We start from the raw sequence: 10,604 nt of genomic DNA on the forward strand, positions 1-10,604 counted from the left end.
ATTCAATGGGGGGCAGGCTATGCGCCGTATTTCGACACGCCTGTCCCGGCGGATTATGACGGCGACGGCAAAGCGGACTTGGCGATCTGGCGCGGCGCGGATTCGATCTGGTACATCCGGCCCAGCGCCAACCCAAACAGTCCCGTGCTGGCGTTATGGGGCGCGAATTATGCGCCGTACTTCGATGTGCCCGCGCCCGCCGATTATGACGGGGATGGCAAGGCGGATATTGCGGTGTGGCGGCGCAGCGGGACGTGGTTCGTCAAGCGCAGCACGGACGGGACGAACCTGATTCAAGGGCAGGGCGGAAGCGGCGATGTGCCGGTGCCTGCTTATGGCGTCAGGTAGCATAAGCGTGTGTTGCCTATGTAACTATCTAAAATCTTTGATTAACAATACATCGCGAATCGAATAGCCGCGCGCCAGGAAGAGGCGTTGGCCGTCACGGCTAAACACATAGTTATAAATCTCGCCGGAGTTGAAGTCGGTCAGCGGCTGCGGCGCGCGACCATTCAAAGGTTGCAGCCATAGATTATCGAAGGTCTTGCCCTTCACGACATAAGTCAGCGCCCGCCCATCCGGCGTCCAGCGGCAGCCGAGATCCGACTCCGCCGTGCTGGGCAGTTCGAAGGTTTTCAAGGGTGCGCCACCATCCGCCGGCATGACCACCGCTTGCCACTTGCCCGAGTCTTTCATGTAGACATAAGAAATCCCTTGTCCGTCGGGGGAAAAGTGCGGTGAGTGGGCTTCGTCCTCGGTCAGGGAGACAGGCGTGCCACCCTCAGCCGGAATTTTCCAGAGCTTAAAGGCGGCGATCTTGCCAGGCTCGCTGGTTTGCGAGGTGTAGACAACCCAACGCCCATCAGGTGAGCAATCAGATTCAATTTCGCGTCGCTCGCCGCTGGTCAACTGCCGCAAGTCAGCGCCAGCGCGGTTCACGCGGAACAGATGACTGTTACCGGCACGGTTTGAAGCAAAGACAAAGTAACGGCCATCCGTTGGCGCGGAAAGTTCTTCCAGAAAAGGCGGCTCGGTCGTCAGTTGTTGCGGCTGACTGCTGGCGTTGCGTACTTGCCAAAGGTCAACGTGCTCGCCGGTACGCGCGACGTAAACGAAATCTCCATTGTCCAGACTGACAATCCCCGCGCGACCTTCGCCTGTGCCCGTCGTCAATTGCACAACGGTGTGTGCATCGTAACGCGTTTGTGCGCCAGCACCGCGCGCGGCGACCGACCAGATTTGCGAACTGCGATTGAAGGGGATGATCAGCAAGGCCTGGCTGTCATCGGTCACACTGAGTGAGCGATAGAAATGACGGCTGAGATCGGTGGTGATGCGACGAATGGCGCCGTCCGGTTGCGCGATGAACCAGACAGCATCGCGGGCGGTGGTGCTCGACTCTCCCTGTTTTGTACCAATCATGATCAAGCCGCTGCCATCGCGTAACCAGACCAGCCGTCCACAGCCGTCCCACTGCTGCGTGGTCAGCAGCCTTTGTGCGCCGCTCGCGACATTCACACCCACCACTTGCCAGAAAACATCACTGGTTTTCGTCAGGCCGTGCATAAGCTGACAAGCGATCTCTTTGCCATCGGGTGCCCAACTTGGGCCATTCGCTAGAAAGCGTTCAAGCCCGCTGAGTGTCAGCACCACCCGCTCGTTGCCGCCCGTGCTATCCGCGAGCACGAGGCTGTTGCCCTCACCCTTCAGATCTTCCAGCCGAATGAAAGCAAAGCGCCGCCCATCGGGCGCAAAGGTGATAGGTGAAACAATCCCCGTCAGCAGTTTTGTCACTGGCCCACCCAGCGTCAGCACGCGATAGAGCGCGCCTTGTGGATTGTGTGAGTCAACTGTCACGAAATAGACGGCCTGACTGTCGGGTGCAAAGGTTAGTCCCTGAATTGCCCCTCGAAGCTCCGGCACCAGCGCGAGGGGTTGGCCGCCCGCCACTTGCCGCAGCCACAGGCGGGCGACATCACCGTCCTGTTCGGTGTAAGTGAAGTAGCCACCATCGGGCGAGAGCACCGCGTTGCTGATGAAACCGCCGTTAGTCAAGCGCGCCACTTTGAGTTCGCGCGGCACGGCGGCCTGCTGTCCTGCCCGCCACGGCCTGACCCACAACGTCATTGCCACAGCCAGCAACAGCACGACCGGCAACGCCAGTGCCAGCTTATTGCGCCGCTCGACCGGTTGAGCTGGCGGGTTTGGCGCAGGCGCGTCAGCCAGTGGCGGGAGGTATCCGCGGGCAGTTGATTCGGGCTCGTTACCGGTCAGCACCTGTGGAGCCGCCTGACCCTGCCCTGTGACGATTGTATCGGTGACGTTCTCAGTAGCGATGATTTCAATTACATGAGCATTGAACCGGTAGCCATGCCCGCGCACCGTCTCGATGAGTTTGCGTTCCGCGCCATGCTCGCCGAGGGCCTTGCGCAGCGCCGAGATATTTTTATCCAGATTGTTTTCTTCTACCACCGCCTCGGCCCAGACGGCGCGCAGCAACTCGTCTTTAGTCAGCAAGCGGCCGCTCTGGCTGGCCAACATCACCAGCACCTCAAAGGCCTTGGGTGCTAGCGGAACCGGCGTTCCATCGCACACCAGAAGCCGTTCCGCCGGGTCGAGCCGGAAGCCGTCGAACTCATACAAACGTCTGGCGGAATGAGACATAAGCACAATCAGAAAAAAGTCAGGAAAGAGTCAGGCTAATCGAAGGACAACACCGCCAAGCATTTGCCATTTTGTCCTCCCGAAACCTGGAAACTCTACGCTGTAGAGAAACTCTACCTGCGGTTTGCCCGCGCGGGCCGCACTTCGATTGGAGCCATGACAATGAATTACCCCAATACCAATGGTCAAGCAACCAAAGCGTCAACGCTGCGTTTTTGTCTGCTGCTCAGTCTGCTCTGGTGCGGCGTCAGCACGGCCTGGGCGCAAACCACCGCTTTCACCTATCAAGGCAGACTGACCGACGCGGGCAATCCCGCCAATGGCAATTACGACCTGCAATTCAAACTCTTTGACGCACTGGCTGGCGGCGCACAACAGGGTGCGACCCTTGTGCGCACGCCGGTCGCCGCCAGCGCGGGCAGCTTCACTGTCACGCTTGATTTCGGCGCGAATGTGTTTAGCGGCCCTGATCGCTTTTTAGAAATCGGCGTGCGTCCGGCAGGCAGCGCCAATGCCTACACCGTGCTTGCGCCGCGCCAGCAACTCACCTCTTCGCCTTACGCCATTCAGACGCTCAATGCCCAGCAACTGGGCGGCCTACCTGCCAGCGGCTTCGTACAAAACAGCGCCGCGCCGCAAGCCGGAGCCAACTTCAACATCGGCGGCAATGGCACAGCGAACGCTTTTTCGTTGAGCGGCGGCGCGCCCCCGGCAGTTGCGCCCGCCGGGCAAGGACGCCTTTATTTCGACACCGCCACCAGCAAAGTCAAAGTCTCTGAGAACGGCGCGGCCTTTGTGAATCTGGTCGGCGCGAGCGGCGTCAGCGGCAGCGGCACCGTTAATACCATTCCACTCTGGAGCGCGGGCACGACGCTGGGTAATTCGCTGATCTCGCAATCGGCGACGACGGTGAATTTACCGGCGTTCGTCTCGCTGGCCTTAACCCCGCAGGGCAACGGGATTGGCTTTGGCACGCCCAATACCGAAACAGGGATAACCATCAATGGCGTGAGCGGGCGGGCCGATCTCCGTTACGACGGGACGCTGAAACTGGTGAATGGGCCGGGCGGCATTCCTTCCCCGCTTAACGGTATCGCCATCACTACGGCCGGCAACGTCGGCATCGGCATCGCCGCCCCAACGACGAAGCTGTACGTGCTGAGCAATACCGTCGGCACCTCCGCCATCTTCGCTGAAGCCGATCAAGCCCGTGGCGTGTGGGGCAAGAGCAATAGCAGCCGCGGCGTTTATGGCGAGAGCGCCACCAATGTCGGCGTGTGGGGTTTTAGCAGCACCAGCACGGGTGTCTTCGGCGACAGCGCGGGCGTGAATGGCGTCGGCGGCTTTTTCCAAAACAGCGGCGGCGGTATCGCGCTCAAAGTCCAGGGCACTGGCAGTGTGGGAGTGTTGCAAATCACGGGCGGTTTGGATTTGGCCGAGCATTTCGAGGTGGCGGCGGGCGCCAAGCCGGGCTTGCTCGTTGCGATTGATCCGCGCCAGCCCGGCAAACTCGCCGTAGCGCGTGGCGCCTACAACCGCAAAGTCGCGGGCGTCATCAGCGGGGCGAACAAACTCGCCGCAGGCATGGTCTTGACCAATCCGGCGGGCACCAAAGATTCCCTGCCTATCGCACTGTCGGGCCGCGTTTGGGTTTATTGCGATGCGCGCAAAATTTCCATCTCGCCAGGCGATTTGCTCACGACCTCGCACCTGCCGGGTCACGCGATGAAAGCCGCCAATGCGGCGCGCGCACAAGGCGCGATCATTGGCAAAGCGATGACCGGCTTGAAGTCAGGGCGTGGCCTGGTGCTCGTGCTCGTCACCTTGCAATAACCATCAACTCCGCAGGCATCAAGGAAAAAAGTTATGACTCAAGGAAGCCAAAAATTGCGCACAGCTTTGCTGTTGAGTTTCGGATTGCTTTGTCTAGGGGCAGTGCTGTTGACGCGCACGGCCAGCCGGCCCGCCCGCGCGCAAACGCGCTTGGGACAAGTAATCAATTCAACGACCGCCGACGCGCAACCCATGACGGTACGCGTCAACCGTATGCCGGTGCGCCCTGCACAACAAAAAACGCCGCCCGATCAGCCGCCACGCAAAGCGCCCAAGCGCCCGGAAGATGTGATGCGGCTCGATCCGCCGGTTGATCCGTCCGTGCGTCCGGAAGACATTCGCCCGATGAATCCTCCGACCGAGGTCAAAATCATTGCGCAGTCTCCCAGCGAGAAACTCGAAGGCAAAAAGAATGCCCCTCAAGCGCCTGGCACCTTCACGCTCTTTCGGAACACTGGCCTGGCCAGCGCTCCTGTGGTCGGTGGCGCGACGTTGAATGGTTTTATCCCGATTGAGCCGAGCGCCGCCACGAATGGCCGGGTCGTTTTTTATACGACCAACAGCTACGCAGCCATCTCTGGCGATGGCGGGCAAAGTTTTTCCTATCTCAATCCCTTTGATTTCTTCCCGGCCGATGGCACGAACGATCCGATTGATGGCGGCTTTGGCGGTGATCAGTATGTCTATTACGAACGCACGCGCGGGCTGCTCTGCTGGCTAATTCAATACAACCCCGACAATACGACCAATAGATACCGGCTCGTCCTTGCCCGCTCGCAGTCCGACGCGCTCAACAATAACTGGTACTTTTATGACTTCTCGCCGGCGACCTTTGGCCTCCCCACACCGGCTGGCGCGCAGGGTGTTTGGATGGATTTCCCAGACCTCGCGGTGAGCGATAACTTTCTTTACTTCAGCGCCAACTATTTTCCGCGCCGCACGACGACGACAGGCTGCGTGATCGCTTGTCCGGGCGGCACCTGTCCAGCCGCTTGCACCATGGGTTGTACAGGTTGCGGTTCGCTCGGCGCAATCGTCGCGCGGCTACCACTCAACCAGTTGGCGCAGGGCGTCAACCTGGGCGGTAACTTTTTCAACGACACGATACATAGCAGCTTGCGTCTGACACAGGGCGCGCACGACACGATGTATTGGGGCACGCATAACAACTTAAACACGCAGCTCCGTATTTGCCGCTGGCCGGAAAATGGCAATGTTGCTTGCGATGACGTTACTCATACTGCTTACAACGTCGGGGCGATGACGGCGACCAGCCCAGGTGGATCAAATTTTGCGGCCACCGCCGACAGCCGGGTGCAGGCCGGTTGGGTAGCCAATGGCGTGCTCGGATTTATGTGGAATGCCGCGCAAGGGAACGGCTTTACTTTCCCGCACGTGCAAGTGCTGCGCTTCAACGAGGGCAATCGCACGCTGCTCAGCCAGGGCCAGGTCTTCAGCAACACGCAGGCTTATCTCTACCCATCGGTGAATGTGAATGATCGCGGTGATCTGGGCGGGACGATGGCCTGGGGCGGCGGGGCAAACTTCCCCAACGCGCTGGCCTGGATCGCCGATGATTTCAACGCAGGGACGATTACGCCGCTTGAGAATGTGACCTTTGCTGCCGGGAGCGCCGGGCCTTGCGATCCAAATTTCGATCCCGTGCCGGGCAACATGACGCTGGATTGTTACAACCGCTGGGGCGATTACTTTACGACGCGCGTGCATAGCCCGATCGGCAACACTTGGCTGGGGACGGGCTTTGTCTTGAACGGAGCGAACGGAGTCACACGCGATCCGCACTACGTCTGGTTCGGACGCGAACGCGACACGCCACCCGCGACCAACGTGATCTTCGTCTCGCTCGCCAACACCACCGGTTATGAAGACGGCACGCTCTTTCACCCCTACAACACCATCGCCGAAGGACATTTCGCCGCGTTGCCCGGCGATGTGATCTCGATTGTGCCGGGCAATTACAACGAGCTGCTGCGCCTCAATCGTCCCAGCCAACTCGAACGGCTGGGCACGACAGGCACAGTGAAGATCGGGCAGCCCTGATCGGGTCGCGCCAACCTCATTGCAAAGGAATTAAGATGGCTCACACGATACGACAGCGCCAGACGATTGGCGTCTGCTGGCTTGCTTGCTTCTTATGCTTGACCAATACGGTTTGGGCGCAAACCACCGCCTTCACCTATCAGGGCCGGTTGACCGACGCAGGCCAGCCCGCCAACGGCACTTACGACCTGCAGTTCAAACTCTTTGACAGCGTAACCGTCGGCACAGGGACACAACAGGGCGCGACGCTCGTGCGCACGCCCGTGGCCGCCAGTGCGGGCATTTTCACTGTCACGCTCGACTTCGGCGCGAATGTCTTTGGTGGCCCTGATCGCTTTTTAGAAATCGGCGTCCGTCCGGCAGGCAGCGTCAATGCTTACACCGTGCTTGCACCGCGCCAACCGATCCTGTCAGCACCGTATGCCATTCAAAGTTTGTTTGCAGTGACGGCCACCATTGCCACGACCGCCGTCAATTTCAGCGGTGCCTTGGCGGGTGATGTGACGGGGACGCAAAGCGCCACCGTACTGTCCAACAATGCGGTAACCACGCCGAAGCTGGCCGATGGCAGTGTGACCAACGCCAAGATCGCGGATGTGGCAGGCAGCAAAATCAGTGGCTCGCTCACCAGCGCGACAATACCTGGCGCGAATGTCACCGGCGCGGTGGCCAACGCCACGAATGCCACCAATGCGGTCACGTCCGTCAACTTCAGCGGCGCGCTGGCCGGGGATGTGACAGGCACGCAGGGCGCGACCACCGTTCAGAAGCTGCGGAATCTGCCCTTGCCAACGCCGGTGCTGGCCGATAACGGCAAGGTCTTGCGCTACAAGAATGACGGCGTCAATCCGGCGAGCTTTGAATTGGCAGCAGATGCCAACTCTGGCGGCACGCTCACCGGCGTGACCGCTGGCACTGGATTGAGCGGTGGCGGCACGAGTGGCAACGTGACGGTCGGCATCGCAGCGGGCGGCGTCAGCGTGAATGAATTGGCAGCGAATGCAGTGACGACGGCCAAGCTGACCGATGGCAGCGTGACCGATGCCAAGATTACCACCGTCGCGGGCAGCAAAGTGACCGGCACGATCCCGGTGGCGGGCGTACCGGCAGGCAGTGCGAATTACATTCAGAACTCAGCCAGTTTGCAGGCCGGCAGCAACTTCAACATCAGCGGCAATGGCTTCATCGGCGGCAACCTCGGTATCGGTATAACCATCCCGACGTCCAAGCTGCATGTCCTGAGTAACACCGGGGGCAGCATCGCCGTCTATGGCGAGAGCGCTACAGGACCGGCTGTATATGGCAAAAGCACAAGTAGTCGCGGCGTGTATGGCGAGAGCGACAGCTTCATTGGCGTGTGGGGCAAGAGCACCAGCAATCGCGGTGTGTATGGGGAAAGCACAAATATGGAGGGCGTTTATGGCTTCAGCCAGAGCGGAACAGGTGTTTACGGTGAGAGCGCGACAGACCTCGCTTTTGGGGCGGGTGTTATTGGCAAGGATACTGGCTTTGGCAATGGTGTGCTTGGGTTAAGCGCTCAAGGCACAGGCGTGTATGGTCAAAGCCTTAGTTCCTACGCAGTGTATGGCGACAGTAACAGCGGCCCCGGCGTGAATGGGACCAGCGTCAGTAACGACGGCGTGCGGGGTTACAGCACAACCAGCTCAGGGGTCTACGGTCAGAGCGATGTATCCAGCCTGACATCAGGAGGTGTATATGGTTACGGCAGAGGCAGTGGCAGCATCGGCGTCATCGGCGAAGCGAATCTCAACAACGCGGTAGGCGTATTTGGCGTCACTACCAGTGCTACCGGTGTCGGCGTGTATGGCCGTAACAACAGCGGACGTGCGGGCGTCTTCGAGGGGGCAGTGGCTATCGGTAATTTTGGCGCCAGCCCAGGCAATCTTTCCGTCGCTGGCACGGTGACCAAAGGCGGCGGGGCCTTCAAGATTGACCATCCACTCGATCCTGAAAACAAATACCTCTATCACTCCTTCGTCGAATCGCCCGAGATGATGAATATCTACAACGGCAACCTCACGACCGATGACCAGGGCAACGCGAGCGTGACGATGCCGGAGTGGTTTGAGGCGCTCAACCGCGACTTCCGCTATCAACTCACGGTGATCGGCCAATTCGCCCAAGCCATCGTGGCGGAAGAAATACACGGCAATCAGTTCAAACTCAAAACCAGTTTGCCCAACGTCAAGGTTTCGTGGCAGGTGACGGGCGTGCGGCAGGATGCCTTTGCCCGCAAGCATCGCATTCCGGTTGAAGAACTAAAATCGGAAGAGGAGCGGGGCACGTATCTGCACGCCGACGCCTTCGGCCAACCCGAAGAGCGCAGCCTTGATTGGGCCATGCGCCCGGAAATGATGAAGCAACAAAAGGAACAGCGTGAACGCGGGGAGCGCGCGCAAAACAACAAAGACCTCGCGCCTGCCACGCGGCCCAATAACCGATGAGCCGCTGCGCCGACAAGCAAGCGGCGCAATCAATTCAACCCGGCAACGGCCGCCGACATAACGGCACGCGCAACGGAGAAATAAAGATGAACACCAATCCGCGACCAACAAAATTGACGCTGCTGCTGGGCCTGCTGGCCTTGTCGGGCTTGACCGCATACGCCTACCGGGCGGGCGAGCAGTGGCGCAGCCATTCCGCCGCACCTGCCGAGCAGCCCACCGCCATTTTGTCGCACGCGCATGGACGAAATGCCGCTAGCCGCCCCAGTACACCGGTTACGCCGACCAGCGCTGCTGCCCTCGTGCCGCCAAAGGCTGAAGACGCTGAGCCTCTAGCGGTACCGGAGGCGGCCCTGGAACCGGCGCAAAGTGGCGGCAGCTATAACATCACGCAAGCCGTCATTCCTGGCGGTGGCGGCGTTAGCGCGAATGGCAATACGAATGTAAATGGCACGCTAGGCCAGAGCGCCGCTGCCGTTTCAAGCGGCGGGCAATACAGCATTGGCAGCGGTTTCCAAACCAGTAATTGCCCTGCTGTTTCCTTGACCACGGCGACACTGCCCAACGGCACGGTCAGCGCGGCTTACAACCAAACGCTGGCGGCCAGCGGCGGGACGGCGCCGTATAGCTTCAGCCTGAGCGCGGGCAGCTTGCCGAATGGGGTGACGCTTTCCGGCGCGGGACTGCTGGCGGGAACACCGGTGCAAAGCGGCGCGTTCAATTTCACCATCAGTGCGGCGGACAGCCAGAATTGCAGCGGCGCGCGCGCGTATACGTTGACCATCAATTGCCAAAGCATCAACGTCAATCCAGCCAACCTGCCGACGGCCCAACTGGGCGCGTTTTATACGCAGAGCTTCGCGCCCGTCGGCAACGTTGGTGCTGTATCGTTTGCTGTAACCGGTGTCTTACCGGCGGGGTTGCTATTTAACACAGCGACGGGCTTGCTCAGCGGCACGCCGACGCAATTGGGCAGCTTCAATCTCACGGTCACAGCGAATGATGCCGCCGGATGCAGCGGCGCGCGTGCTTATACCTTGCTGGTCTTGCGGCGCAACGCGGTCAAAGCCGATTTCGACGGCGATGGCAAAACCGATCTGGGCATCTTCAGCCCCAGCACCGCGCCGCCCCTGCCGAATTGGAGCGTCATCAATAGCGGCAATGCCGCGACCGTCACGCAGCAATGGGGCGCGGGCTATGCGCCGTACTTCGATGACATCGTGCCCGGCGATTACGACGGCGATGGCAAAGCCGATCACGCCATCTGGCGCGGCGCGGATTCGATCTGGTACATCCGCAAGAGCAGCGATGGGCAAGCCATCCTGCAATTTTGGGGCGCGAACTATGCGCCGTATTTCGACATTCCCACACCGGGCGATTATGACGGCGACGGCAAGACGGACATCGCGGTCTTCCGTCGTGAAAATGGCCATTGGTACATTAGGCAAAGCGGCGATGGAGCTGTGTTGGATGTGCCTTGGGGTTTAAGCACAGACGTGCCGGTTCCGGCGGATTACGATGGTGATGGCAGGGCTGACATCGTGGTCTGGCGCGGCGCGGAGGGCAACTGGTACATCCGGC

6 protein-coding genes are annotated in these 10,604 nt (G+C 60.2%); 5 read left to right on the plus strand and 1 reads right to left on the minus strand.

What is annotated here, in order from left to right; genetic code table 11:
• Window positions 1-348 (plus strand): VCBS repeat-containing protein (locus HY011_22205; protein ID MBI3425648.1); only part of this gene is annotated, 348 nt, incomplete at its 5' end.
• Window positions 349-372: 24 nt separating this feature from the next.
• Here HY011_22205 and HY011_22210 read toward each other — a convergent pair.
• Window positions 373-2,664, minus strand: coding sequence for a winged helix-turn-helix domain-containing protein (locus HY011_22210; GenBank protein ID MBI3425649.1), 2,292 nt, complete (start codon window positions 2,662-2,664; stop codon window positions 373-375).
• Between the two features lie 162 nt (window positions 2,665-2,826).
• On the opposite strand from HY011_22210, the gene HY011_22215 reads away from it, so the two are divergent.
• From HY011_22215 to HY011_22230, 4 genes are all read left to right on the plus strand, one after another.
• Complete coding sequence (locus HY011_22215) at window positions 2,827-4,497, plus strand: hypothetical protein (protein MBI3425650.1); 1,671 nt, start codon at window positions 2,827-2,829, stop codon at window positions 4,495-4,497.
• A 33-nt stretch (window positions 4,498-4,530) separates the two neighbouring features.
• The gene (locus tag HY011_22220) at window positions 4,531-6,558 is read left to right on the plus strand and encodes a hypothetical protein (protein MBI3425651.1); all 2,028 of its coding nucleotides are present in this window, start codon (window positions 4,531-4,533) and stop codon (window positions 6,556-6,558) included.
• A gap of 35 nt (window positions 6,559-6,593) precedes the next feature.
• Complete coding sequence (locus HY011_22225; GenBank protein MBI3425652.1) at window positions 6,594-9,023, plus strand: hypothetical protein; 2,430 nt, start codon at window positions 6,594-6,596, stop codon at window positions 9,021-9,023.
• Between the two features lie 86 nt (window positions 9,024-9,109).
• The coding region (locus tag HY011_22230; protein ID MBI3425653.1) for a VCBS repeat-containing protein at window positions 9,110-10,604 on the plus strand (1,495 nt) is incomplete at its 3' end.

Source organism: Acidobacteriota bacterium, assembly GCA_016196035.1.
GTDB lineage: Bacteria > Acidobacteriota > Blastocatellia > RBC074 > RBC074 > JACPYM01.